Source organism: Methylobacterium sp. 275MFSha3.1, assembly GCF_900108435.1.
GTDB lineage: Bacteria > Pseudomonadota > Alphaproteobacteria > Rhizobiales > Beijerinckiaceae > Methylobacterium.
Window position 1 is genome coordinate 121,699 of sequence record NZ_FNWP01000017.1, and the last position, 26,203, is coordinate 147,901.

General features: G+C 71.8%; 23 protein-coding genes and 1 pseudogene. 19 read left to right on the forward strand and 5 right to left on the reverse strand.

Features of this window, described 5'->3' with window-relative positions; translation table 11 throughout:
• Positions 1-9 precede the first annotated feature (9 nt).
• On the forward strand, positions 10-1,635 hold the full coding sequence (locus BLW78_RS20310) for a thiamine pyrophosphate-binding protein (protein ID WP_091681699.1): 1,626 nt from the start codon (positions 10-12) through the stop codon (positions 1,633-1,635).
• Between the two features lie 259 nt (positions 1,636-1,894).
• Complete coding sequence (locus BLW78_RS20315; RefSeq protein ID WP_091681701.1) at positions 1,895-2,899, forward strand: ABC transporter substrate-binding protein; 1,005 nt, start codon at positions 1,895-1,897, stop codon at positions 2,897-2,899.
• 17 nt (positions 2,900-2,916) lie between these two features.
• On the opposite strand, the gene BLW78_RS20320 is transcribed toward BLW78_RS20315, so the two are convergent.
• Positions 2,917-3,663, reverse strand: a complete 747-nt coding sequence (locus BLW78_RS20320) for a sulfite exporter TauE/SafE family protein (RefSeq protein ID WP_020094920.1) — start codon at positions 3,661-3,663, stop codon at positions 2,917-2,919.
• Between the two features lie 337 nt (positions 3,664-4,000).
• On the opposite strand from BLW78_RS20320, the gene BLW78_RS20325 reads away from it, so the two are divergent.
• From BLW78_RS20325 to BLW78_RS20370, 11 genes are all read left to right on the forward strand, one after another.
• A complete protein-coding gene (locus BLW78_RS20325) occupies positions 4,001-4,318 on the forward strand; it encodes a UxaA family hydrolase (protein ID WP_020094921.1) in 318 nt (105 codons plus the stop codon).
• A 7-nt stretch (positions 4,319-4,325) separates the two neighbouring features.
• A complete protein-coding gene (locus BLW78_RS20330) occupies positions 4,326-5,606 on the forward strand; it encodes a UxaA family hydrolase (protein WP_091681737.1) in 1,281 nt (426 codons plus the stop codon).
• Positions 5,607-5,742: 136 nt separating this feature from the next.
• Positions 5,743-6,477, forward strand: a complete 735-nt coding sequence (locus BLW78_RS32075; RefSeq protein ID WP_280142475.1) for a cation:dicarboxylate symporter family transporter — start codon at positions 5,743-5,745, stop codon at positions 6,475-6,477.
• Between the two features lie 47 nt (positions 6,478-6,524).
• Positions 6,525-7,103 (forward strand): cation:dicarboxylate symporter family transporter, encoded by a 579-nt coding sequence (locus BLW78_RS32080; RefSeq protein WP_280142476.1) that lies wholly within the window; start codon positions 6,525-6,527, stop codon positions 7,101-7,103.
• A 12-nt stretch (positions 7,104-7,115) separates the two neighbouring features.
• Positions 7,116-8,057, forward strand: coding sequence for a hydroxyacid dehydrogenase (locus BLW78_RS20340; RefSeq protein ID WP_091681702.1), 942 nt, complete (start codon positions 7,116-7,118; stop codon positions 8,055-8,057).
• Between the two features lie 4 nt (positions 8,058-8,061).
• Entirely contained in the window at positions 8,062-9,051 is a 990-nt protein-coding gene (locus BLW78_RS20345) for an Ldh family oxidoreductase (RefSeq protein ID WP_091681704.1), read from the forward strand.
• 132 nt (positions 9,052-9,183) lie between these two features.
• On the forward strand, positions 9,184-9,981 hold the full coding sequence (locus BLW78_RS20350; RefSeq protein WP_244526994.1) for a GntR family transcriptional regulator: 798 nt from the start codon (positions 9,184-9,186) through the stop codon (positions 9,979-9,981).
• An 89-nt stretch (positions 9,982-10,070) separates the two neighbouring features.
• Positions 10,071-11,276 (forward strand): SorA family sulfite dehydrogenase catalytic subunit, encoded by a 1,206-nt coding sequence (locus BLW78_RS20355; RefSeq protein ID WP_091681707.1) that lies wholly within the window; start codon positions 10,071-10,073, stop codon positions 11,274-11,276.
• A gap of 13 nt (positions 11,277-11,289) precedes the next feature.
• Positions 11,290-11,622, forward strand: coding sequence for a SorB family sulfite dehydrogenase c-type cytochrome subunit (locus BLW78_RS20360; RefSeq protein WP_091681709.1), 333 nt, complete (start codon positions 11,290-11,292; stop codon positions 11,620-11,622).
• Between the two features lie 28 nt (positions 11,623-11,650).
• A complete protein-coding gene (locus BLW78_RS20365; RefSeq protein WP_170855203.1) occupies positions 11,651-12,775 on the forward strand; it encodes a YeiH family protein in 1,125 nt (374 codons plus the stop codon).
• A gap of 619 nt (positions 12,776-13,394) precedes the next feature.
• A complete protein-coding gene (locus tag BLW78_RS20370; protein WP_091681710.1) occupies positions 13,395-15,725 on the forward strand; it encodes a putative bifunctional diguanylate cyclase/phosphodiesterase in 2,331 nt (776 codons plus the stop codon).
• Here the strand turns inward: BLW78_RS20370 and BLW78_RS20375 are convergent.
• On the reverse strand, positions 15,714-16,727 hold the full coding sequence (locus tag BLW78_RS20375; RefSeq protein ID WP_091681712.1) for a crotonase/enoyl-CoA hydratase family protein: 1,014 nt from the start codon (positions 16,725-16,727) through the stop codon (positions 15,714-15,716). The two genes, BLW78_RS20370 and BLW78_RS20375, sit on opposite strands and share 12 nt — an antisense overlap.
• Positions 16,728-17,214: 487 nt before the next feature.
• Between BLW78_RS20375 and BLW78_RS20380 the strand changes: the two genes are divergently transcribed.
• Together BLW78_RS20380 and BLW78_RS20385 are read left to right on the forward strand one after the other, a co-directional pair.
• Positions 17,215-18,663, forward strand: a complete 1,449-nt coding sequence (locus BLW78_RS20380) for a GGDEF domain-containing protein (RefSeq protein ID WP_091681714.1) — start codon at positions 17,215-17,217, stop codon at positions 18,661-18,663.
• 78 nt (positions 18,664-18,741) lie between these two features.
• A complete protein-coding gene (locus BLW78_RS20385) occupies positions 18,742-19,281 on the forward strand; it encodes a L,D-transpeptidase family protein (RefSeq protein ID WP_091681716.1) in 540 nt (179 codons plus the stop codon).
• Positions 19,282-19,341: 60 nt separating this feature from the next.
• Here the strand turns inward: BLW78_RS20385 and BLW78_RS20390 are convergent, their stop codons facing one another.
• Positions 19,342-20,295, reverse strand: coding sequence for a LysR family transcriptional regulator (locus BLW78_RS20390; protein WP_020094934.1), 954 nt, complete (start codon positions 20,293-20,295; stop codon positions 19,342-19,344).
• Positions 20,296-20,390: 95 nt separating this feature from the next.
• Between BLW78_RS20390 and BLW78_RS20395 the strand changes: the two genes are divergently transcribed.
• The 4 genes from BLW78_RS20395 (at position 20,391) to BLW78_RS20410 (ending at position 25,591) form a co-directional block, all read left to right on the forward strand.
• On the forward strand, positions 20,391-21,572 hold the full coding sequence (locus BLW78_RS20395) for an alanine racemase (protein WP_091681718.1): 1,182 nt from the start codon (positions 20,391-20,393) through the stop codon (positions 21,570-21,572).
• Positions 21,573-21,813: 241 nt separating this feature from the next.
• Positions 21,814-22,455: an HAD-IA family hydrolase gene (locus BLW78_RS20400; RefSeq protein WP_056530626.1), complete on the forward strand. Its 642-nt coding sequence runs from the start codon at positions 21,814-21,816 to the stop codon at positions 22,453-22,455.
• A 162-nt stretch (positions 22,456-22,617) separates the two neighbouring features.
• Positions 22,618-23,736, forward strand: coding sequence for a metallophosphoesterase (locus tag BLW78_RS20405; protein ID WP_091681720.1), 1,119 nt, complete (start codon positions 22,618-22,620; stop codon positions 23,734-23,736).
• A 358-nt stretch (positions 23,737-24,094) separates the two neighbouring features.
• Positions 24,095-25,591 carry a diguanylate cyclase domain-containing protein gene (locus BLW78_RS20410; protein WP_244526996.1) on the forward strand — a complete coding sequence of 499 codons (1,497 nt, stop codon included), beginning with the start codon at positions 24,095-24,097 and terminating at the stop codon, positions 25,589-25,591.
• Between the two features lie 75 nt (positions 25,592-25,666).
• On the opposite strand, the pseudogene BLW78_RS30755 reads toward BLW78_RS20410, so the two are convergent.
• A pseudogene (locus tag BLW78_RS30755) lies at positions 25,667-25,817 on the reverse strand (IS5/IS1182 family transposase); the annotation flags it as partial.
• Positions 25,818-25,868: 51 nt separating this feature from the next.
• Positions 25,869-26,203 (reverse strand): autotransporter outer membrane beta-barrel domain-containing protein (locus tag BLW78_RS20415; RefSeq protein WP_139307703.1); only part of this gene is annotated, 335 nt, incomplete at its 5' end.

Consider the following 26,203-nt stretch of genomic DNA (forward strand, 5'->3'; position numbering starts at 1 on the left):
AGCCCGTCCATGCAGACCCTGCGCGGCGCCGACATCGTGGCCCGGACCCTGGAGGCGCTCGGCGTCACCCGGATCTTCACCCTGTCGGGCAACCACATCATGCCGGTCTTCGACGCCCTGCTGGAGACCGGGATCAGCCTCGTCCACACCCGCCAGGAGGCGGCCTGCGTCCACATGGCCGACGCCTGGGGCCGGCTGACCGGCGAGGTCGGCGTCGCCCTGGTGACCGGTGGGCAGGGCCACACCAACGGCGCGGCGGCGCTCACCACGGCGCTCGCGGCCGAGTCGCCCGTGCTGCTGCTCTCCGGCCATGCGGGCCTGTCGGAGCTCGGGCGCGGCGCCTTCCAGGAACTGGCCCAGGCCGACATCGCCCGGCCGATGACCAAGGCCGCCTGGACCGCCGGGTCGGTCGCCGCCCTCGGGCCGGACCTCGCCCGGGCCTTCCGGATCGCCCGGGAGGGGCGGCCCGGCCCGGTCCATCTCAGCCTGCCGGTCGACCTGCTGGAGGCGGCCGTCCCCGCCGTCTCGGTGCGGATCCCGGACCGCGCAGCGGCCGCCATCCGGGCCGCCGAGCCGGCGCCGGATCTCGTGGCCGACCTCCTCGCCGCCCTCGCGGGGGCGGAACGGCCGCTGATCGCCTGCGGCCCGGCGCTGTGCGACGCCTCCGGCCGGGCTGCCATGGCAACGCTGGAAGAAACTCTCGGCCTGCCGGTCGTCGGCATGGAGAGCCCGCGCGGGATCAACGATCCGGCGCTCGGCGCCTTCGCCGAGGTCCTGGCGCGGACCGATCTCCTCGTGCTCCTCGGCAAGCCGCTCGACTTCACCCTGCGCTTCGGCGCGGCGCCCGCCCTCGCGCCCGACTGCCGCTTCGCCGTCGTCGATCCCGATCCGGCGCTGCTGGCCCGCGCGCCGGCCGATCGCCTCGCGGTCTCGGGGCTCGCCGATCCGCGGCCGGTGCTGGCGGCGCTGACCGCCCGCGCCACCGCCCTCCCCCGCCGGGACGCTTGGCACAGGGAGGCGCGGGCCGCCCTCGCCTACCGGCCGCCCGCCTTTGCGGATTTCCACGGGACGGGTCAGTGCCTGCACCCGGTGGAGCTGTGCCGGGCGGTCGACGCCTTCCTGGAACGCCACCCGGACGGCACGCTGATCTGCGACGGCGGCGAGATCGGGCAATGGCCGCAGGCCCTGGTCCGCGGCGGGCGCCGGCTGATCAACGGCGTCTCGGGCACGATCGGCGCGTCGATCCCCTTCGCGATCGCCGCCGCATTGGAGCGGCCCGGCGCCCCGGTGGTCGCGGTGCTGGGCGACGGCACCTTCGGCTTCCACATGGCCGAGTTCGACACCGCCGTGCGCTATCGGATCCCGTTCATCGCGGTGGTCGGCAACGACGCGCGCTGGAACGCCGAGCACCAGATCCAGCTGCGCAGCTACGGCCCTGAGCGGACGCGCCACTGCGACCTGCTCCCGACCCGCTACGACGCGGTCGTCCAGGCCCTCGGCGGCTTCGGGGCGCTGGTGACCGAGGCGGCCGAACTTCCGGCGGCGCTGGAGGCGGCCCAGGCCAGCGGCCTGCCGGCCTGCATCAACGTGATGATCGAGAGCGTGGCGGCGCCGGTGATCCGCCGCCCCGGCTGAGGGGGCGAGCACGATACATGACGGCGACGCCGTCTTGCCGAATGAGGCGCGGGTCCCCTCTCCCGGGCGGGAGAGGGACAGGGTGAGGGATGAGACCTATCCGGACGAGGCGCACCGCGTAGGCGGTTCGAGGGCGGGCTTAATCCTGAACCTTCTCATCCCTCACCCCAACCCTCTCCCGCTCGGGAGAGGGGGCAGGTCGCGCCCGCCACGTGCGCCGGCGCGACGGTCGCGGACCTTGGGCTCAAGGAGGGGAATCATGCGCAGACGCGACGTTCTGGCCGGGGCCGCGGCGCTCCTGGCGGGTCCCGTCCCGGGGCGGGCCGACGAGGTCGGCGCGGTGGCGATCGCCCGCCAGCCGAGCCTCGGCCACCTGCCGCTGATGCTGATGGAGGAGCAGGGCCTGCTCCAGAAGGCCGCGGCCGCCCGCGGCGTGGCGGGGCTCCAGGCGCGCTACCTCACCCTCGCCGGCGGGGCGGCGATGAACGACGCCCTGCTCTCCGGGACGATCCAGTTCGCGGCCGGCGGCGTGCCGCCCCTCGTGCTGCTCTGGTCGAAGACCGAGGGCACCGCCATGGCGGTGAAGGGCGTGGCGGCGATGAACAGCATGCCGCTCCTGATGAACACCAGCAATCCGAAGGTGCACCGGCTCGCCGACTTCACCGACCGGGACAAGATCGCGCTCCCCGCCGTGAAGGTCTCGGTCCAGGCGATGTTCCTGCAGATGGCCGCCGAGAGGGAGCTCGGCGCAGGCCGCCGCAACGACCTCGACCGGCTCACCGTCACCCTCTCCCATCCCGACGGCATGGCGGCGCTCCTCGGGGGCAGCGAGGTGACGGCCCACTTCACCGCCGCGCCGATCCAGGAGCTGGAGCTGCGCCGGCCCGGCATCCGCACGGTGCTGAACAGCTTCGACGTGCTGGGCGAACCCTCGACCTTCAACGTCGTCTGGGCGTCCTCGGCCTTCGCGGGCGCCAACCCGCGGGTCGTCGCGGCCTTCGGCGCCGCCCTGGACGAGGCGCTCGCCGCGATCACGGCCGATCCGTCGGAGGCGGCGCGCGCCTACGTGCGGCTCGCCCGCGACGGGAGCGATGTCGGGCTGATCACCGAGATCCTGAAGGACCCGCAGGTCTCCTTCACGGCGACGCCCCGGGCGGTCGGAAAGGTCGCCGACTTCATGGCCCGCACCGGCACGATCCGCCGCCGGCCGGAGAGCTGGAAGGACCTGTTCTTCGCGGGCGTCCACGACAAGGTGGGCAGCTGACGCCCCACCGGCCGCGCTCAGTTCTGCAGCAGGCCGGGCAGCGCCAGGGCCGTCGTGGTCAGGCCGATCGCGGCGAGCAGCGCGAGGACGAGCGTGCGGAAGCGGCGCTGGTCGATCCGGGCGAACAGCGAGAGCCCGGCGAGCACGCTCACCAGCACCACCGGCAGCGCCAGGGCGAGGTCGCCGAGGAGCTCGGGCGGCAGCGGATCGAGATAGACGAGGATCGTCAGGGCCCAGACCTGCATCACCAGGGTGAAGGACTGGTAGACCGCCCGCTGGGTGCGCGGATCCCAGCCGCGCACGAGGCTCCAGGCCGTCGGCAGGGCTCCGGACAGGCCCGCGATGCCGCCCAGCACGCCGCCGAGGAAGCCGATCGCGCCGTCACTCCAGCGATTGCCGAAGCCGACCCGGTAATCGGCGCGCAGCAGGGCGACGCCGCCGCTGTAGAGGACCAGGAAGGCGCCGATCGCGACCTTGATGAAGCGCGGATCGAGATCGTGCAGCAGGTGGATGCCGATCGGCGCGCCGACGAGGCCCGGCAGGATCATCGCGAAGGCGGTGCCCCGCGGCGGCCAGGTCCGCAGGCGCAGGATCGAGATCACCTGCGAGAGGATGCTGCAGACGAGCACCAGGGCGGTCGCCTCCACGGGCGTGCGGATCGACAGCAGCGTGCCGGAGGCGATCAGCGCGAAGGCGAAGCCCGTCAGGCCCGAGATCACGCCGGCGCAGCCGACGCAGAGGACGAGGAGCAGCGTCTCGTTCACCGGGGGCGCCCGGCCCGGCCGATGCCATCCGCGCGCACACCCGCCATTCTCGTCCTCCCGGCCCGCGTCCCGCCGGGGCGGGCTCTGTTTCCATGTATCTTATATAAGACCTGTCCGACTGGGCAAGGCGCATGCCTCTGCGGCGCGACAGGGCTGCCCATCCGGGCCCGGCCCGCGACCTCCCTTCGTCACAGATGAGGATGGGGCGCTCGGTGCCGTCCCCGAACCAGTGAAATCACCCGCACCCCTCGATCACCCGTTGACGCCGGACACCTCATTGGTCTTATATAAGACCAGTCGCCGCCGAGAAGCCGACGACGCAGATCAGGAGGACCGCATGAGCAGCCACGCCGCGTCCGGCGCGGGGCGCCGCAAGCCGCATCTTCTCGCCCATTCCCCCCAGGACAACGTCGCCGTCGCGGTGATCGAGGGCCTGAGCGCGAGCACCGACGCCTTCGGGGTGGTCACCGAGAACGACAGCACCTTCGAGGTCCATGTCCGCCACGACATCCCGATCGGCCACAAGGTCGCGCTCACCGACCTGAAGGCCGGCGATACGGCCATCAAGTACGGCCAGGACATCGGCAAGGTCATCAAGGACGTCGCCAAGGGCGAGCACGTCCACGTCCACAACGTCAAGACGAAGCGCTGGTGAGGTGACGATGTTCAAGGAAGCCGCTCAGCTCGAACACGAGATCGCCACCCCCTTCGTCGGCGGTGCGCCCGATCAGTTCGCCACCAAGGCGCTCGCGACCCGGCGCGCCTCGGAGAACTACACCTCCGCCACCTTCATGGGCTGGCGCCGGGAGAACGGCCGGGTCGGCGTGCGCAACCATGTCGTGCTCCTGCCGCTGGACGACCTGTCCAACGCCGCCTGCGAGGCGGTCGCCAACAACGTGAAGGGCACGATGGCGCTGCCCCACGCCTACGGCCGGCTCCAGTTCGGCGAGGACCTGGACCTCCACTTCCGCACCCTGATCGGCATCGGCTCGAACCCGAACGTCGCCGCCGTCGTGGTGATCGGCATCGAGGACCAGTGGACCAACCGCGTGGTCGAGGGCATCGCCAAGACCGGCAAGCCGGTCGTCGGCTTCGGCATCGAGGGCCACGGCGACATCGCGATCGTCGCCAGGGCGAGCTACCAGGCCAAGCGCTTCGTGCAGTGGGCCACCGAGCTCCAGCGCGAGGAATGCCCGATCGCCGACCTCTGGGTCTCGACCAAGTGCGGCGAGTCCGACACCACCACCGGCCTCGCCTCCTGCCCCACCGTCGGCAACATGTACGACAAGCTGATCCCGCACGGGATCTACGGGGTGTTCGGCGAGACCTCGGAGATCACCGGCGCGGAGCACCTCTGTCGCGAGCGGGCGATCAGCCCGGAAATCTCCGACAAGTGGTACACGATGTGGAAGGCCTACCAGGACGACGTGATCGAGGCGCACAAGACCGACGATCTCTCGGACTCGCAGCCGACCAAGGGCAACATCGCGGGCGGCCTCACCACGATCGAGGAGAAGGCGCTCGGCAACCTCGAGAAGATCGGACACGAGTGCCGGTTCATCGACGCGCTGCAGCCCGCGGAGGCGCCCGCCAAGGGGCCCGGCCTGTACTTCATGGACACGTCCTCGGCGGCGGCCGAGTGCGTCACCCTGATGGCGGCGGCCGGCTACGTGGTGCACACCTTCCCGACCGGCCAGGGCAACGTCATCGGCAACCCGATCGTCCCGGTGATCAAGATCACCGGCAATCCCCGGACCGTGCGGACCATGGGCGAGCATATCGACGTCGACGTCTCGGGTGTGCTCACCCGTGAGATGACGATCCCGCAGGCCGGCGACGCGCTCATCGACATGGTGGTGCGCACCGCCAACGGCCGGCTCACGGCGGCCGAGTCCCTCGGCCACCGGGAATTCGTGATGACGAAGCTCTACCGCAGCGCCTGACGCACAAGTCCTGCGCCCGCGGACCGCGATCCGGTCCGCGGGCGCGGCCCCGACGCCACGGGGTCAGGACCACGCCGGAGCGCACGACCGCGGGGGAAACCGCGGCGGCCTCCGTCCCGTCATTCTGGAGGAACGCATGAGGCTGCTTCGGTCGATCTACGGCCAGGTTCTGCTCGGCATCGCCCTGGGCATCGGCGTCGGCGTGGTCGCGCCCGATTTCGCGGTGGGCTGCAAGATCCTCGGCGACATGTTCATCAACCTGATCAAGATGATCGTCGCCCCCGTGATCTTCTGCACGGTCGTGGTCGGCATCGCGCATGTCGGCGACATGAAGAGCGTCGGCCGGATGGGCCTGAAGACCATCCTGTACTTCGAGGTCGCCACGACGGTGGCGCTCGCCGCCGGCCTCCTGTTCGTCAACCTGCTGCGGCCGGGCGACGGCGTGAACGCCACGGTCGACAGCCTCGACGCCAAGCTCGTGGCCGGCATCGCCGGCAAGGCCCACGCGCAGTCTCCGATGGAGATCGTCGCCAACATCATCCCGCACAGCGCGGTCGACGCCTTCGCCAAGGGCGACCTGATCCAGGTGATGTTCTTCTCGGTGCTGGTCGGCATGGGGCTCGCGATGCTGGGCCGGCGCGGCGAGTTCCCGCTCAAGGTGGTCCACGCCTTCGGCGACGTGCTGATGAAGGTCGTCGGCCTGATCATGCACTTCGCGCCGATCGGCGCCTTCGGGGCGATGGCGTTCACCATCGGCAAGTTCGGGCTCGGCATCCTCGCCCAGTACGGGATGCTGATCGTCTCCCTCTACCTGACCTTCATCGTGTTCATCGCGGTCTTCCTCGGCGGCGTGATGCGCTTCTCGGTCTGAGCCTGTGGAAGCTGTTCCGCTACAGTCGCGAGGAGCTGTTCATCCTGCTGGGCACCACGAGCTCGGAATCGGTGCTGCCGCGGATCATGGCCAAGCTCAACGGCCTCGGGGTCGACAAGAGCGTCACCGGCCTCGTGATGCCCGCCGGCCTGTCCTTCAACATGGACGGCTCGTGCATCTACCTGACCATGGCGATCGGCTTCATCGCCCAGGCCCTCAACGTGCCGCTGACCTGGGAGCAGGAGCTCGGCATCCTCGCCATCGCGCTGGTGACCTCGAAGGGCGTGGCGGGCGTGGCCGGCGCCATCCTGTTCGTGCTCGCCGCGACGCTCCAGGCCTCGCAGCTCCTGCCGGTGGCGGGCATCGCCCTGATCATCGGGGTGGACCGCATCCTGAACGAGCTGCGCTGCGTGACCAACGCGGTCGGCAACATGGTGGCGACCCTCGTGATCGCCCGCTGGGAGGGCAAGATCGACCTCGCCCACGCCCGGGCGGTGCTCGACGGCCGCATCACCCCGAACCTCGACCTCCTCGACGACGAGGACGAGGCGGCGGACGCGATCCCAGCCCGCGAGCCGGCGGCGGCCTTGCGCCGCCCCCTCCCCGCTGCCGTGCCGGCGACCTGAGAAGGATCCTCCATGCCCAAGGTCATCATCAGCGAGTTCATGGACGAGGCCGCGATCGCGGCCGAGCTCGCCGGCCTCGACGTGCAGTACGATCCCGGCCTCGTCGATCGGCCCGGGGACCTCGCCGCCGCCGTGGCGCGAGCCGACGCCCTGATCGTGCGCAACCGGACCCAGGTCCGCGGCCCCCTGCTCGACGCCGCCCGCGACCTCAAGGTCGTCGGCCGCCTCGGCGTCGGCCTCGACAACATCGACGTCCCGGCCTGCCGGGACCGGGGCATCGCGGTCTACCCGGCCACCGGCGCCAACGACGGCGCGGTCGCCGAGTACGTGGTCGCCACCGCGCTGCTGCTCCTGCGCGGCGCCTACGGGGCCACGGCCCGCGTGGCGGCCGGCACGTGGCCGCGCAACGCCCTGATGGGCCGCGAGATCGCCGGCAAGCGCCTCGGCCTCGTCGGCTTCGGGTCGATCGCCCGCGAGACTGCCCGGAGGGCGGCGGCCCTCGGCATGACGGTCGCCGCCCACGACCCCTTCGTGGCCGCGGACGACCCGGCCTGGAACCCGGCCACCGGACCCGTGCAGAGCCAGGCACTCGACGCGCTGATCGCCCAGAGCGACGTGCTCTCGCTGCACGTGCCACTCACCGATCAGACCCGCGGGTTGATCGACGCGGCGGCGCTGGCGCGGATGCCGAAGGGCGCGATCCTGATCAACGCGGCAAGGGGCGGGGTGGTGGACGAGGCCGCCGTGGCGCAAGCCCTGCGCTCCGGCCATCTCGGCGGCGCGGCGCTGGACGTGTTCGACCGCGAGCCCCTCGACGCGGCGGCGGGCGCCGTGTTCGCCGACGTGCCGAACCTGATCCTCACGCCGCACATCGCCGGGGTGACGCAGGAGTCGAACGTGCGCGTCTCCGCCGTCACGGCCGCGGCCGTCCGCCGCCATCTCACGGAGCGCTGAGCCGATGCCGAACCTGACCCTGTCGGAGGCCGAGGCCCTCGCCGCCGACGCCCTCGTCCGCTGCGGCACGGCCGAGGCCGCGGCCCGGAGCGTCGCCCGCGCCCTGGTCGGCGCCGAGGCGGACGGGCTCAAGGGCCACGGCCTGTCGCGGGTCGCGCCCTACGCCGCGCAGGTCCGGGCCGGGAAGGTCGCGGGCGACGCGGTCCCGCTTGCGTCGCGCCCGCGGCCGGGCCTGCTCGCGATCGACGCCGCCCACGGCTTCGCCTACCCGGCGATCGATCTCGCCCTGGAGGCGCTGCCGGGCGTCGCGCGCCAGCAGGGCGTGGCGGCGGCGGGCATCCGCCGCTCGCACCATTGCGGCGCGGCCGGCCGCCCGGTCGAGGCCCTGGCCGAGCAGGGCTGCGTCGCCCTGCTCTTCGCCAACACGCCCGCCGCGATGGCCCCCTGGGGCGGCCGGCAGGCGGTGTTCGGCACCAACCCGCTGGCCTTCGCCTGCCCGCTGCCGGGCCGCGCGCCGATCGTGGTCGACCTCGCGCTGTCGAAGGTGGCCCGCGCCAACATCGTCGGGGCGGCCAAGCGCGGCGAGCCGATCCCCGAGTGCTGGGCCCTCGACGCGGAGGGACGCCCGACGACCGACGCCACGGCCGCCCTCGACGGCACCATGGTGCCGCTGGGCGACGCCAAGGGGACGGCGCTCGCCCTGATGGTCGAGCTGCTGGCCGCCGGGCTCGTCGGCGCGCGCTTCGCCGGCGAAGCCTCCTCGTTCCTCGACGCCGCGGGCGACCCGCCGGGGACCGGCCAGCTGATCCTCGCCCTCGACGCTTCGGCGCTCAGCCCGGACGCGCCGGAGCGCTTCGCGGCGCTGGCCGGCGCGATCGAGGCGCAGGACGGCGCCCGGCTCCCGGGCAGCCGCCGGCTCGGGCTCCGCCGCCGGGCCGCTGAGGCGGGGCTCGACGTGGCCGAAGCCCTCGTGGCCGAGATCCGGGCGCTGTGAGGCGTAACGCCTGTGCGGAGGAAGAACCCGTGATTGCTCCCGTCGGCAGGGCGACGTAAGCGAGAGGAGGGAGAGGTGCTGGACACAACCTTCGACGCTCTACCCACGGATGGGGCTCTGCGTCGTCACGCGATGGAACGGTCAGGCGAAGGGCAGGCAGGTTCGGGGCGCGCAGACTCGGGACGCGCAGACTCGGGACGCGCAGACTCGGGACGCGCCGGCGCGGTCGGCTTCCGCCCGCTCTACCGGCAGGTCTACGACACGCTGCTGAAGCGCCTGGCCGACGCGGTCTGGCAGCCCGGCCAGATCCTTCCGAGCGAGGGGCAGCTCGCCGCCGAGCTGGGCGTCAGCCAGGGGACGGTGCGCAAGGCGCTCGACGCGCTCACCGCCGACAGCCTGCTGGTGCGCCGCCAGGGCCGCGGGACGTTCGTGGCCGACCACGACGACAAGCAGAGCGTCTTCCGCTTCCTGAAGCTGCGGCCGGACGGCGACGGCACCGGCATGCCCACGAGCCGGGTCACGGGGATCGCGGAGGCGGCCGCCAGCGCCGACGAGCGCGGGCGGCTCGACCTCGTGCGGTCCGCCCGCGTGGTCCGGATCGAGCGCGTGCGCGCCGTCGACGCCAAGCTGTGCGTGGTCGAGACGATCAGCGTGCCCGCCGGCCTGTTCCCGGGCATCGCCCAGATCGAGCTGCCGAACACCCTCTACAGCCTCTACGCCACCCGCTACGGCATCACGATCGCCACCGCCAACGAGCGCCTGAAGGCCGTGGCGATCGGGCCCCGCGAGGCCGAGCTGCTCCAGGTGCCCGCCGGAACCCCCGCCCTCGAGATCGACCGCGTCGCCATCGACCTCGAGGAGCGGCCGGTCGAGTGGCGCCTCTCGACCTGCCTGACGCAGGACATCCACTACCTCTCGGTCCTTCGCTGACCGGGATCCCCCGACGCGCCGCCTCGCAGTCGAAGGCGGGGCGCGCCGAACCGGACCTCCGCTGCCACAGCCTGAACGGGGAGCGCGCGATGACCGATCGCGGAAGACGGGACTTCATGCGGCTGAGCGCCCTCGGCGCCCTCGCCGCGCTCGGGGGCGTGCCGCGCGCACGGGCGGCCGACGGGGTGACGCTGCCCTTCGGCAACGGCGAGCGGCCGCTCGTGGCCTATCCGGGCAAGCGGCCGCTCCTGCAGATGACCGCGCGCCCGCCGCAGCTGGAGACGCCGTTCGCGGTCTTCGACGGGGGCGCGATCACGCCGAACGACGCGTTCTTCGTCCGCTACCACCTCGCCGACATCCCGACCGAGATCGACCCGCAGGCCTTCCGCGTCGCCGTGACCGGGCAGGTCGAGCGCCCGCTCTCCCTGTCGCTCGCCGACCTCAAGGCGATGCCCCAGACCGAGATCGTCGCGGTCAACCAGTGCTCGGGCAATTCCCGCGGCTTCTTCGAGCCGCGCATCGCCGGCGGCCAGCTCGCCAACGGCGCCATGGGCTGCGCCCGCTGGACCGGCGTGCCGCTCAAGACGGTGCTCGACCGGGCCGGCGTGAAGGCCGGCGCCGTGCAGGTCGCCTTCAACGGCCTCGACGGGCCGGTCCTGCCCGAGACGCCGGACTTCGCCAAGGCGCTGACCCTCGACCACGCCCGGGACGGCGCGGTGCTGCTCGCCTGGGGCATGAACGGGCAGGACCTGCCCTGGCTCAACGGCTTCCCGCTCCGCCTCGTGGTGCCGGGCTACTACGGCACCTACTGGGTCAAGCACCTCGACAGCATCGCCGTCCTCGATCACCCCTTCGAGGGCTTCTGGATGAAGACGGCCTACCGCATCCCCGACAATCCCTGCGCCTGCACCGAGCCCGGCAAGGCGCCGGACAGGACCGTCCCGATCGGCCGCCTCAACGTCCGCTCCTTCCTGACGAACCTGACCGACGGCGCGCCGGTGAAGGCGGGTCCGGTCGCCCTGCGGGGCATCGCGTTCGACGGCGGCTCGGGCATCCGGGACGTCGCGGTCTCGGCCGACGATGGCCGGACCTGGAGCGCGGCCCGGCTCGGCCAGGATCTCGGCCCCTACGCCTTCCGCACCTGGACCGCGGAGGTCGATCTCGCGCCGGGCGCCCACGCCCTGCGCGTGCGGGCCACGGGCAACGACGGCGCGACCCAGCCGATGGAGCCGCGCTGGAACCCCGCCGGCTACATGCGCAACGTCGTCGAGACGACCCGCGTGCGCGCGGCCTAGAGGGAGGATCGGCATGTTCAGCACCCGCCCGCTCCGCGCGTCGGTCGTCGCGATCGCCGCCGCGCTGGCCGCGACACCCGCGCTGGCCGCGCCCGAGACCTACGCGCTGCCGGAGCCGACGGCGCAGTTCCGGCCGGCCCCGGATGCCGCGCACGCGGCCGGCTTCCAGGCCGCGCAGGAGAACTGCCTGACCTGCCACTCAGCCGACTACGTCGCCATGCAGCCGCCCCGGAAGGGGCAGGCGTTCTGGGACGCCGAGGTCGCCAAGATGATCAAGGTCTACCGGGCGCCGATCACGGAGGAGCAGGCCCGGGCCATCGCCGGCTATCTCGGCGCGGCCTACTGAGCGCCGAGACCGGGCAGGAGGTCGCGCGATGACCGTCAGAACCGCCGTGCCGGACCGGTCCAGGGCCGCGCCGACCGGGTCGCGGGGGGCCTCCGCCTGGGCCGGGGCGGCCGGCACCCTGCTCCCGGGCCTGCTCCTGTGCCTGGGCATCACCGCGGTGGCGCAGGCTCTGCAGGCCGGCGAGGAGCACCTGACCGGCCATCCCTACGTCGAGGCCCTGGTGCTGGCCATCCTGCTGGGGACGGCCGTGCGGACCGCCTGGGTGCCGGGCGCGCGCTTCAAGGCCGGGATCGCCTTCTCGGCCAAGCAGGTGCTGGAAGTGGCCGTCACGCTGCTCGGCGCCGCGGTCAGCCTCGGGGCGATCGTCGCCTCGGGCCCGGCGCTGCTGGCCGGCATCGTCGGGGCGGTGGCGCTGACCATCCTGGCGAGCTGCGCGCTCTGCCGCGCCCTGGGCCTGCCGGTGCGCATGGCGCTGCTGATCGCCTGCGGCAACGCCATCTGCGGCAACTCGGCGATCGCCGCGGTGGCGCCGGTGATCGGGGCGGACAGCCGGGACGTGGCGGCGGCCATCGCCTTCACGGCGGTGCTGGGCGTGCTGATGGTGCTGGGCCTGCCGCTGTTCGTGCCGCTCGTCGGCTTCAGCGAGCACCAGTACGGCGTGCTGGCGGGCCTGACCGTCTACGCGGTGCCGCAGGTGCTGGCCGCGACCGTCCCGGTGGGCCCGCTGGCCACGCAAGTGGGCACGCTGGTCAAGCTGGTCCGGGTGCTGATGCTCGGGCCGGTGGTGCTGGCCCTCTCGCTCCTCGCCCCGCGCCTGCCGGCGGCGGGAGCGAGCGCCAAGCCTGCTGGGGGAAGCGCCCCCGGGAGCGCCCGGCGCCGGCCCGGCTTCTTCAAGCTGGTCCCGTGGTTCATCCTCGGCTTCCTGGCCCTGGCGAGCCTGCGCTCGCTCGGGCTGATCCCGGACGCCTGGGTCGCGCCGATCTCCCGCCTCGCCGGCTTCCTCACCATCGTGTCGATGGCCGCGCTCGGCCTCGGGGTGGACGTGCGCGTGCTGGCCCAGGTCGGCGGCCGGGTCACGATGGCGGTCACCGCCTCGCTCCTCGTGCTGCTGGCCATCGCCGTCCTGCTCATCCGCGGTTTCGGGATCGGCTGAGCCGGTCGCCGGCGGCGCGCCGCACCCGCCGGCGTCCACACGCGGGTGGCCCGGGCTCCGCGAGCGCGATCGCGCCGGGGAAGCGGCTCACACGCAACGGCGGCGGTCGCATACGGCGGACAGCGATGTCGCGCGCCCGGGAGCGTGAAAGTCCCCGACGAGACAACGTCATCCGGGCGCCGATGCGGACGTCGAGCGCGCAACGGGATCGGCGGTGCCACGATGCCGCCGGGGCAGGATCGCGCGATCGCCGCGACGTCTGACGAACACGCAGACGTCTTCGCGCCGAACGCGGTCGAGCAAGACGACAGCTCCGGATATGGGGTGTCCGCGGCGCAACGCCCGACGGGATATGAGTGAACCCTCCGCGCCCGTCCCGTCCATACATGCGCCGGACTGCCCGGCGCGGCACCGATATTCGGCCTCGTGAACGACGGAGATCACCGAATATTTGCGCACAGGAGACAAATATTCGAAGCAGAGATTTGCCCCGCGCGCGGCGTTAACCACGGTTTTCAATATTTCTGAAATTCGAAGCCGCTAATATGCGGATATAACCTGGGATTGAACTGCTACAATGATGACCCCCTCGACGAGAGCGAAGTAGCGAGACGCCGCGTTGGGACTGTATTCCAAGCTGCGGGCCGCACTCGCTGAAGATGCCCTCCTCGCGCGCGGCGTGAAGCGCTCGCTCGTCGACGGGCTGTATCAGCCCTTCGCGTCGCTCGCGGTCGGCGCCGCGTCCGGGACGATCGTCGCCACGGCCGCGGCGTTCTGGTCCGACGATCGCGCGATCACGGTGACCGCGTTCGCGGTCGGCCTGATCGGCCTCACCCGCATCGTGCTCGCTCGGATCTACCTGACGAAGGGGCCGCAGAAGCACGATCGTTACGAGCTCTGGGAGAGGTACTTCTCCCTCGGCGCGTTCGCCTACGCCGCGTCGCTCGGCATCCTGTCGTTCCTCATCACGACGCGGTCGTCCAACCTCGCGCTCCAGGTCATCACCCCCACGTTCACGATCGGTTACGCCGCGGGCATCTCGGGCCGCAATGCGGGCCGCCCCCTGCTGGCCATCGCGCAGGTGCTCCTGTCGGCGATGCCGCTGTCGGCGGGCCTGCTCGTGTCGGGCGACGGCGAGCGGGCCTCGCTCGGCATCCTCTCGCTCCTGTTCGCCTACGGCATGATCGACATCACGCTCAGCACGCGCGAGATCATCGTGTCGGCCCTGGTGACGACGCGCGAGAAGGAGGCGCTCGCCGAGAAATTCCAGGCCCAGGCCAATCTCTTCGACATCGCGTTGCGCAACATGTCGCACGGACTGTGCATGTTCGACGCGCGCGGCCGGCTCCAGGTCTGGAACGACCAGTTCCTCTCGATATCGGGCATTCCCTCGAACCGCATCCACACCAATTCGACGGCCAAATCGCTGTACGCATTGAGCCGCGCCATCATCGATGAGCGAACCGCGGGGCGCGGCGCGACGCTCTCGACATTCTCGGCGGCGTCGAACGCGTTGAGGTCGGGAAACCTGGTCCTGATCCTGCCCGACGATCGCGTGGTCTCCCTGATGCAGCGGCGGACCGCCGAGAAGGGCTACGTGATCATCTTCGAGGACATCACCGAGCGGCGTCGGAGCGAAGCCCGCATCCAGCAGATGGCGCGTTACGACGATCTGACGGGCCTGCTCAATCGCAGCAGCTTCAAGGCCAAGGTCTCCCAGGCGCTGAAAGCCAGCGCCAGCAGCAAGGGCGATTTCGCGGTCCATCTGCTCGATCTCGACCACTTCAAGGTCATCAACGACACGCTGGGGCATCCGGCCGGAGACAGATTGTTGCAGATGGTGGCGGACCGGCTGCGCGGGATCGGGGCGCTGTCCGGATCGGTCGCCCGCCTCGGCGGCGACGAGTTCGTCATCGTCCAGCAATCCGTCACGTCGCCGGCCGTCGCGGAGGATCTCGCGCAGCGCGTCCTGCACGAGCTGGAGCGACCTTTCGATATCGACGGCACCCACGTCACGGTCGGCGCCTCGATCGGCATCGCGATCGCTCCGTTCCATGCCAACGACGAGGACAGGCTGCTGAAATGCGCCGATATCGCCCTCTACGCCATCAAGGGGGCCGGCAGGAGCGGGTTCAAGATCTTCCAGCACGAGATGGAAGCGGCCACGCGCGCGCGGCACGCCCTCGAGTCCGATCTCCGAGCCGCCCTGACCAACGGCGAACTGGAGCTGCACTATCAGCCGATCGTCGACGCGAGCACCGGGGCGATCGTGAGCTGCGAGGCACTGCTACGGTGGCAGCACCCCGTCTCCGGCTACATCCCGCCGTCGGACTTCATCCCGGTGGCCGAGGACACGGGGCTCATCGTCCAGCTGGGCGACTGGGTTCTGAACGAAGCGTGCCGCGAGGCCCGGAACTGGCCGTCGACCGTGAGCGTCGCGGTCAACATGTCGCCGCGTCAGTTCGGTGATCCGCAGCTGGCCTTCCACGTCATCGGCGCGCTGAACCGCTCCGGCCTCCCGGCGCATCGCCTGGAGCTCGAGATCACAGAGAGCGTGACGCTGGGCGCGACGCACAAGATCGTCGAGACCATCCACACGCTCCGCCAGCTCGGGATCCGCCTGTCGATCGACGATTTCGGAACCGGTTACTCGTCCCTGAGCTCCCTGAGAAACTTCGCCTTCGACAAGCTGAAGATCGACCGGTCGTTCGTGTGGGACCTGGACAGGAAGGCCGAGTCGACCGCGATCATCCGGGCGATCGTCGGGATGGGAAGGAGCATCGGGATGGCCATCGTCGTCGAGGGCGTCGAGACGGAGACGCAGCTCTCCATCCTCCGGGCCGAGGGCTGCGATCTGATCCAGGGCTACGTGTTCAGTCGTCCGGTCGCCGCATCCCAGATCCGGGCCATGCTCGCGGCCGCGGAGCCCGTGACGAAGCTAGCGAGCTGACCCCGCCGGCCCCCGCGCGGTCACCGTGCGGGCCTGAGCGGCCTGGGCTTTTCCCCTGAGCCTGTCCTGCGCCAGGACGAGCCGCTCCATGATGCTCAGATCCCTGTCCGTGAGATTCATCGCGGCGGCCGCCCAGACCGAGACGATCTTTCTCAGTTCCTCCAACGATATGCGATTGACCTCCCGGGCGGCTCGATAGATCGCCTGCTGCCCGTTGCGGCGCCGGTGGTTGCCGGCGATGTACGCGCGCACGGCCGCTTCGCCCTGGCCACGCTCGGCGAGGACGTGAACGATTCCCAGTTCGTGCATCTCCTCCGCGGTGTAGGTTCTCCCATCGAGGATCATCTCCTGAGCCCTGATGGTCCCCAGACGCCGGGCGAGGAAGCTGTAGGCCCCCATACCGGGGAAGAGCCCGAAGAGGATCTCCGGGAAGCCGAACTTGGTGCCCTTCTCGGCGATGATCACGTCGAACGAGAGCAGGCCCTCGAACCCCCCGCCCAGCGCGTCGCCCTGAACGAGGCCGATCGTGATGATCGGCAGGTTCAGCGCGTTCATGTTGCGATGAAGAACATCGACGCACGCGTTGCCGTAACCGACCAGCGCGGCCTCGTCGCCCGCGCGGATCTTGCTCGCGAACAGGCTCAGATCACCGCCGAGACTGAACACGCCGGGAAATCGTGAACCGAAGACAAAGTAGTTCAGGTCGAGGCTGCCGTTGCCGAAACCGCGCTCGATGCCATCCTGCAGGCGGCTGAAGTCGGCCAGCATCTCGGGATTCTGGCACGGGCGGCCCTGCGGGCGCATGAAGGCCCACAGGGTGCTGGTGTCGGTTTCGAGATTGACTTCGATCTGAGCGAGTTCGGAAAGGCCGTGGTCGGGAGACGAGACGGTCGGCGCGATCCGCTTCTCGCTCGGCCGCCGTGCGGCCGTCGGACGCCGTCGCAGCGGCACAGGACCAGGGTATGGCACCAAGTCTTTGGCGAGACCTGTAATAGACGCCATCGTATTCGGATCCGTTAAGTGATCCTTAACCGTATCTCAGCCGGCGTTGCGGAGCTAGGCAGCCGGAGCGGCCCTCCTCAGATAATTAAGCTTTGGTTAATGCCGGCCTTTTAGCCACCTTTGCTTGCGAGGCGGGCCTCTCCGGACGAGAGGCCCGCCGACGCCCCGGCGGCTGCCCTGACCCTCGACCTCCACGGCCTCGACGGCGCCGGCTCGGTCCGGCGGGATCGCGGACGGCAGGCGTGAAGCGGCACGCCCGCCGCTTCCGCGCGAGACCGGGTCCGCCGCGGCGACGCGCGGTCAACCGCGCGACGGACGCCTCAGCGGCACCCCGTAACGGCTCCGATCTCCGATCATGCGAGTCGGCGCAATGCTCGCTGCGCCGATCGCCGATCATGACGATTGCTGTCTCCATCCCCAGCAGTTGTATTATAGACGAGTAGCATACCAATAGTTGCACAATATTATCTGTTCGTTATAAATTTTCATGTCTATCGAGACCATGATCCGAGAGCGATCCGACGACGAGAGCGACGAGAAGCCGGCACTCTATCTATGGTTGACGACAGCGTTTCTCTATTTCTGCACCGCTGCCTCGACACTGAGCCTGGCCAGTAGCGGACACGACATCGCTGCCTTATGGCCGGCCAATGCCATTCTGGTCGCCCTGCTGCTCTCCCATGACAGGGTGCGATCGGGCACGGTGCTGAGCGCCGGATTGGCCGCGAACATCGCGGCCAATGTCCTGACGCGGGGGACTTCGATCGGCCCGTTCCTGTACAGTCTCGCCAACCTCGCCGAGGTGATGTTGGCCGTCCGTCTCCTGCGAAGGACCTACGAGCAGGACGCCCTGCTGCAATCCACGAGATCCGCCCTGCGGTTCCTCGCGATCGCGGGATTGCTGGCACCGGCCGCGAGCGGCGTGCTGGGAGGCTTGACGGCGCATCTCGTCTTCGGCGAGCCCCTGTTGCGCTCGTTCGGCACCTGGGTCGCGAGCGACGGCCTGGGACTCATCGTCTTCACGCCCTTCCTGCTCGCGCTGTTCCGAGGCGATTACGCGCGTGCGCTCGCGGAGCGGAGCTGGCGGGACCGGCTCGAAGCGGCCGCCTTGCTCGTCCTCGCAGGCTCGGTCGCGTACGCGACCTTCTTCTGCACCAGCCGCCCCTTGCTGTTCCTGATCTTCCCGCCCCTCATCCTGATCGCTTTCCGGCTGGGCCGCCTGGGTGTCATCGCGGCCGTGATGGTCGTGGCCGTCATCGGAGGCGTCGCCACGATGTACGGTCGCGGGCCGATGGTCCTGATCGCGGCCGACGCCGTCACGCAGGCGCAGGCGTTCCAGGTGTTCCTGGCCTTCATCCTGCTGACCTGCCTGCCCGTCGCGGCGGAGGTCTCCGCGCGGGCGCGGCTGACGGCCGAGCTGGCCGCGCACGATCGGGAGATGACGAGGAGCGCCTTCACCGATTCCCTGACAGGACTGCTCAACCGTGCGGGCTTCGAGCATCAGATCGAGACCATCCTGCCCGTCAGGGCGCTGCCGCCCGTCAGCCTGATCGCGATCGACATCGATCACTTCAAGCAGATCAACGACCGCTGGGGGCATCCGGCGGGCGATCGCGCGCTCGAGACTCTCGGATTGCTGCTCGCGTCGCAGATCCGCCCGGGGGATCTGGTCGCGCGCCTCGGCGGCGACGAGTTCGTGATCCTTCTCCGCGAGAGCGACCTCGAGCGCGCCAGGGCGGTGTGCGAGCGGATCCGCGCGAGCGCACGCGCCTTGCCGTTCTCGACCGGTGCCGGGACCGAAGCGCCGGTCAGCCTGAGCATGGGCTTGGCCGTCGCGCGCGTGGGCGAGGGCTACGAAGCGCTGGCTCAGCGGGCCGACAGCGCTCTGTACGAGGCGAAGCACGCCGGCCGCGACGCCCTGCGATGGGCCGCCTGACTCCGGGATCGACCCTGACCGGCGGCGATCCGGGCCCGGTCGTTTGGCCGTGAAACGCCTGCCCCGTAGGATCGGCCGATGAGACGCCGCCACCTCGTCGGACCGATCCTCTGCGTCGCGCCGCTCGCCCTCCTCTTCGGGACGGCCGACGGTCCCGCGGGCTCCGCGGCCCCCGGCCTGGTGCCGCAGGCCGAGCGCGCGGATCTCGTCCGCGTGGAGAAGGCGCAACGGCGCCTGACGCTGCTGCGCGGCGGACGCGTCCTGGCGGTCTACCGCGTCTCGCTGGGCTTCGCGCCGATCGGCCCGAAGGCGAGGGAAGGCGACGGCCGAACACCCGAGGGTCGCTACCGCATCGCGGGCAAGAACCCGGACAGCATCGCCCACCTCGCGCTGCGGATCTCCTATCCGGACGCCGCCGACCGCGCCGCGGCGTCCGCGGCCGGCGTGCCGCCCGGTGGAGACATCATGATCCACGGTCTGAGGAACGGGTTCTCCTGGGTCGGTCGCCTGCATCGTCTGATCGACTGGACGGATGGCTGCGTGGGCGTGACCAACGCCGAGGCCCGCGCGATCTACGCGCGGGTCGAGGTCGGCACGCCGATAGAGATCCGGAGCTGAGCGGGATCGGGCGCCGTCGGGCGGAGCGTTCGGGGCCGGACGGCGCGCGGCCGGGGCGCCTCAAGGCCCCGCATCCCCGGCGGCCGCGCCAGGACCCGCGGGCGGGCGCCACGGGAGCGGATCGAACGAGCGCCGGAGCGCCTCGAGGAACCGCTCCGTCCGGGCCGCGCGCGACCGCCGTTCCGAGCCGAGCAGGGCGACGACCGGCGCCGACGGCAGGGCGTAGCCTTCGAGCAGGCGCGCCAGCCGCCCCGCGCGCAGGTCGTCGGCGACATCCCATTCCGAGCGCACGATCACGCCGAGGCCCGCGAGGGCCCAGCCCCGCACCACGTCGCCGTCGTTGCTGACCAAGGCCGCATCCACCCTGACGCGGACCTCGGCGCCCTCCGCCGCGCGGAAGCGCCAGAGCGTCACGTCCTCGTCGTTCTCGCGCAGCGCGATGCAGGTGTGATCCCGCAGGTCGGCCGGCACGCGCGGGGCCGGATGCCGGGCCAGGTAGGCGGGCGCCGCGCAGAGGATCCGGTCGTTCGGCGCGAGGGCGCGCACGGTCAGGCTCGGGGTCGCCTCCCTGATCTCACCGACGTGGATCGCGAGGTCCCAGGTCTCGGACGGGATGCGGCCCAGGCGATCCGAGAGCAGCAGGTCGATCCGCACGCCCGGATGCCGCAGCCGGAACGCCGTCACGACGGGGGCCACGTAGCGGCGCCCGAAGCCGAGCGGGGCGACGACGCGCAGATGTCCGGTCACCGCGCCGACGCGCTCGGCCAGGGCGTCGGCGAGATCGTCGAAGGCGCCGAGGAGGTCGCGACCGCGCTCGGCCAGCAGTTCCCCCTCGTCGGTCAGCGTGAGGCCGCGGCCGGACCGGTCCACCAGATGGACCCGCAGCCGCTTCTCCAGGCTGCGCAGCCGCTGCGTCACGGCGGGGGGCGACACGTTCAGGCTGCGCGCCGCGGCGGCCAGGGACGGGCTGGCCGCGACCGCGACGAAGAAGCGGAGATCGTCGGTGTCGAGCATTAAGGCCGACCTTAATCCAGAATGCCGAACAGATTAATGGCGTCTCGCGGTCCGGCATGATCTGTCACCCGGCAGCGAGACAGGGAGGCGTGGACATGCCGGAGACCGGAGTCGGGACGCAGGTGCCGTCAGCGGAGGCCGACGGGGCGTCGGGTCCTCTTCAGACACCGTGCCTTCTCCTGGACGAGGCGCGGCTGCGCGCGAACCTCGCGGGGCTGCGGGCGCACCTGGACCGGCTGGGCGTCGCCTTCCGGCCGCACCTGAAGACGGCGAAGTCGATCGACGTCGCCCGCCTGGCGATGACCGGTCCGGCCGGCCCGGCGATCGTCTCGACCCTGCGCGAGGCCGAGTACTTCGCCGAGGGCGGGGTCCGGGACATGATCTACGGCGTCGGCATCGCCCCGCAGAAGCTCGACCGCGTCGGCGCGGTCCGGCGCCGCTGGGGCGCGGACCTCGCCGTGGTGCTCGACTCGATCGAGCAGGCGGACGCGGTCGCCGCCTGGGCCGCGCGGACCGGCGACCGTCTGCCGGTCCTGATCGAGGTCGACGCCGACGGGCATCGCTCCGGCGTGAAGCCGGCCGACGCGGCGCTGCTGGTGGCGATCGGGCGCGCGCTCGGCGCGGGGGCGGACCTGCGCGGCGTGCTGCTCCACGCCGGCGACAGCTACGGCCTCAGCGATCCCGAGGATCTCGCCGCGGCCGCGGAGGGCGAGCGCGCGGCGGCGGTGACGGCGGCCACCCTCCTGCGCGCGGCGGGCCTGCCGTGCCCGGTGGTGAGCGTCGGCTCGACCCCGACCGCGCGCTACGCCCGGAACCTCGACGGGATCACCGAGGTCCGTGCCGGCGTGTTCATGTTCGGCGACCTGTTCCAGGCCGGGGTCGGCTCCGTCGCGGTCGACGACATCGCGGTGAGCGTGCTCGCCACCGTGATCGGGCACCGCCGCGACAAGGGCTGGATCATCACCGATGCCGGCTGGATGGCGCTGTCGCGCGACCGGGGCACGGCCCGGCAGGCGGTCGATCAGGGCTACGGCGTGGTCTGCGACCGCGCCGGCCGCCCCTACCCGGACCTGATCGTCGCCGACGCCAACCAGGAACACGGCATCCTCGCCCTGCGCCCGGGCTCCCGCGCCGCCCTCCCCGACCTGGCCATCGGCGACCGTGTGCGCGTCCTGCCGAACCACGCCTGCGCGACGGGCGCCCAGTACGATCGCTATCACGTCCTCGACGCCGACGGGCGGGTCGCCGCCGTCTGGCCGCGCATCAATGGCTGGTAGGCGGCGCCGACCGTGACGTCGCGGATCGGGCGCCTCGCGAGCGCCCGGCGGCGCCGGACGCGGCGGGAGCCCGCCCGGACACCGCGAGGCGCGTGACCGCCGCCCTCCTCGGGGCGGCGCATGCCGCCCGCGCGCACTGACGCGCGCACTGACGCGCGCTCCGGGCCCCGTCGGCACGGCCCGAGGCCCCCGGCACCGACGCCGCCCGATGCGACGCCCGATACGGAAGGAGAAGCCCATCATGACAGCCCACCGGTTCGACGCCGTCCTGTTCGACCTCCTGACGGCCCTGCTCGACAGCTGGTCCCTGTGGGACTCGGTCGCCGGCAGCACGGAGGCCGGCCGCCGGTGGCGGGCCGAGTACCTGCGGATCACCTACCGGACGGGGGCGTACCGGCCCTACGAGGATCTCGTGGCGGAGGCCGCCGCGGCGGTGGGCCTGCCGCGCCGCCTCGCGGCGGACCTCGAGGACCGCTACGGCGAGCTCCGGCCCTGGCCCGGCGTGACGGAGACCCTGCAGGCGCTCGCGGCGCGCTCCGTGCGGCTCGGCGTCGTGACCAACTGCTCCGAACGTCTGGGTCGCATCGCCGCCGGCTGCCTGGGGGTCGAACTCGACGCGGTCGTCACGGCGGAGCGCGCCGGCTTCTACAAGCCCGATCCGCGTCCCTACCGGCTGGGACTGCAGGCCCTCGGGGTCGAGCCGGCGCGCTGCCTGTTCGTCGCGGGCTCGGCCTTCGACCTCGTGGGCACGGCGCGGGTGGGGCTGGCGACGTACTGGCACGACCGCGTGGGCATGGCGGCCCCGGACGGCGCGTCGCCCCCGCTGGCGCACGAGACCACCCTCGATCCGCTACGCGCCTGGTTCGATCCGGGCGCGCGCTGACGCCGGCGGTCTCCGGGCGCGGCGGGAGCGAAGGCGGGGCGGGCGACGGGCCGGCGGAGGGTACCTCCCGACCCGCGCGAGGCGACCGCATGTGCCGCCGCGCACCGGGCGGCCCGGCGCGAGCTTTGCCTTTCGGCCGTCGCCCGGTCCATGTAGCCGCCCATGATCCGCCTCATCCCCAGCCTGCCCGCGGCCTACGTCATCGCGCGGGTGGTGTGGCCCCTGCCGGTGCCGCTCGCGCTCAGGCTCGGCCTCGCCGGGCTCCTCCTGGTCGCCTCCCAGTACCACCTGTGGAGCCGCCTCTCCTCCGGCTCCGTCTTCGCGCCGGAATTTCCGCGCCCCGTCGTCATCCTGTTCAACTGGGCGTTCGGTGCGATCGCGCTGGCGGCGGTGATGCAGCTCGGCCTCGATGCCGTCGCGCTGATCTCGCTGGCTCTGCCCGGGGGCGGCTGGGCGATCCCGACCGCCTGGCGCATCGCGGTGGCCTCGACGGCCGCGGGCCTCTCGGCCGTCGCCGTGTGGCAGGCCGTGCGCGTGCCGCCCCTGAAAGACGTCCCGGTCGCGATCGCGGACCTGCCCCCCGGCCTCGACGGCTACACGATCCTGCACCTGACCGACCTGCATATCAGCCGCCTGTTCCCGGCCGCCTGGGCGCGGGCCGTCGTCGCGCGGGCCGACGCCCTCCAGGCCGACCTGATCGTCGTGACCGGCGACTTCATCGACGGTTCGCTGGAGGCCCGGCGAGACGACGTCGCGCCGCTGCGGGCCCTGCGCGCGCGCGACGGTGTCTGGGCCGTGCCCGGCAACCACGAGTACTTCTTCGACCACGATTCCTGGATGGGCCATCTCGCGGGCCTGGGGATCCGCGTCCTCGCCAACACCCACACGATCCTGAGGCGCGGGGGCGACGCGCTGGTGCTGGCCGGCGTCACCGACCGCTCCGCGCCCGCCACGGGGCATCCGGGGCCCGACCTCGACGCGGCCCTGGCGGGCGCACCGCCGGGCGCGCCGATCGTTCTGCTGGATCACCAGCCGGCCAACGCCGCGCGGGCCGCGGCGCGCGGCGTCGCGCTCCAGCTCTCCGGCCACACCCACGGCGGCATGATCCGCGGCCTGGACCGGCTGGTGGCGCGCGGCAATGCCGGGTTCGTCTCGGGGGCGTACCGGGTCGGGGCCATGCGGCTCTACGTCAGCAACGGCACCGGGCTCTGGCCCGGCTTTGCCCTCCGGCTCGGGCGTCCGTCGGAGCTGACGCGGATCACCCTGCGGGCAGCCACCTGACGCGCGCGCGCCGCCGCGCGGCTTCCCGCACGGGTCAGCGATCCAGGCCCGGGAGGCCCCAGCGCCGGCCGAAGCCCGCATCGCCGGACACTCGGCTGTTTCCCCCGGGAGGGGCCATGTTCTTCGGAACGGCTACCCCGGGTCGCTGCCGGATCGCCCCCGCTCGGAAGCTGCCGGCCGGCTCGCGGGAGAAGAGCGGTGAGAGCGGCCCCTGCGCGCGTGCCGGACAGCGCCAGTCCCAGGACGAAGCCTGGCCTCGACGAAAGGTCAGGCCATCGCACCCTCGATTAAACCTTCTCGTCGTATCCCCCGGATACCATCTTGGCTCCGGCGAGGTCGAACAGTGCTGCAGGGGACCATATCGAATACCCAGCGCGAGGCACTCCGCCAGCAGGCGCTGGCCCAGATCGCCCTCCTCGACACGCCGCCGGAGCGCGAGTTCGACGCACTCGCCAGGCTCGCGCAGCGCATGCTCGGCACCGGCATGTCCTCGATCACCCTGATCGACCCGGAGCGCCAGTGGTTCAAGGCGCGTTGCGGTCCCTTGGCGGCCGAGACGCCGCGTGCCCAGGCGTTCTGCCCCGTCGTGTTCGAGACGGAGGCTCCGCTGATCGTGGCGGATGCCAGCCTCGACCCTCGCTTCGTGGCCAGCCCCTTCGTCACGAACGCCCCGTACATCCGCTACTACGCGGGCGTGCCGGTCCGCGTCCGGCAAGCCGACGGCGACAAGATCACGATCGGCACGCTCTGCGTCCTCGACGAACAGCCCCGCGAGCCGACGACGACAGACCTGGAGGTGCTCGAAGAGCTGGCCTGCGTCGCGGAGGCCCTGATCGAGGCGCGCGCCGTGGCCCTGCGCGCAGCCGAGGCTGCCGAAGAACGCCGGATGGCCGTCGAGGGCCTGGAGCGTGAGCGCCGCCAGTTCAAGCAGGCGGAGCGCATGGCCGAGATGGGCTCGTACCGCTACGATATCGAGACGCGGTCGACCTCCTGGTCGGACGGCGTCTTCGTCATTCACGAGCTGCCCGTCAGCGGCGGTGTGCCGATTGGCGCGATCATGAACTTCTTTCCCGAGCCCGATCGCGCCCTCTTCCGCGCGGCCGTCAGGCGCGTGCTGGACACGGGCGAGCCGTTCGAGATGGACGCCGATTTCGTGACCGCCAAGGGCAATGCCCGGCGCGTGCGGTGCTCCTGCGAGATCGAATTGGTCAAGGGTAAGCCCGTCGCCCTCATCGGCCTGATCCAGGACATCACCGAACGGCACAGCTTGGAGCAGCGTCTTCGCCATCAGGCGCGCACCGATGACCTGACGCAACTCGCCAACCGAGCCGAATTCCACCGCGCACTCGACGCGCGGCTGCGCGAGGCGCGCGCTTCCGACGACGATGTGGCTGTCCTCCTGATCGACCTCGACGGCTTCAAGGGCGTGAACGATCGCCTCGGGCACGCGGCCGGCGACGAGGTTCTGCGTTGCGTAGCCGAGCGGTTGCGCGCGCCCTGCTACGCCGGTTGCTTCCCGGCACGGTTGGGGGGCGACGAGTTCGCGATCCTAGAGCCTGCCGGCTGCGATGGCGCGGGCGTGCAGGCGATGGTGCGGCGCCTCCTGCACGACCTCGAGATGGTCGTGAAAGGGCAGGGTCAGATCGCGCGGGTGACGGGAACGATCGGCCTCGCGCGGTCACGAGAGGCCGGACAGGACCGCGACGTGCTGCTGCGCCACGCCGACGCGGCCCTCTACGCCGCGAAGCGTAAGCAGAAGGGGACGGCTGAAACCTACTCGGCCGCGACGGATCCGACTGCCACGCCGGTTCGCGGCGCGTCCGCTCTCGAGTTGGCTCCTCACCGACGCCTCTGACGCGGAGTCGGCCACACGACCCTCTGGCCCGGGTCCGGCGGACGAGGGCGCGGACGGGATGAGCGAAGGCGCGCGGAGATCGTCGCGCCGCCCGGAGCGGATGGCGAGGCGGCGGAAGCGCGCCGACCACGCCGGCGTGCGCGGCGATCCAGCGGTGGCGTCCGAGATCCTCGCTGCCCTCGCCGCCGCGCCGTGCGATGCGCGGCGTGATGCTGCGGGATCGGCACGGGTGCCGGGAGCGACCCGGCCGCGACGAGGAGCGTGGCTCAAGAGGCCCTCACCACGCGGCCTGGAGGCCGGCGGTGAACACCTGGGCGGTGGCGCCCGGGCGGACGTCGCCGGTATAGCCCACCGACAGCCGCACGCCCGCGGCGACCGCCCCCGTCAGGCTCACCCCCAGAACCGCGCCGTCCCGGCCCAGCGCGCTCGTCCGGCCCGCGAACCCCGCCCCGAACAGGCTCGAGCGAACCACCGCCGCCGTGTCGGCCAGCTCGTGCGCCCAGTACGCCCGACCCTCCAGGCGCAGGTCCGGAATGCCCGCCACCGCCCAGCTCGTCACCCGCCCGCCGACCAGGCTGCGCGCCGCGTCGAGGTCGGCCACCGCGAAGCCCT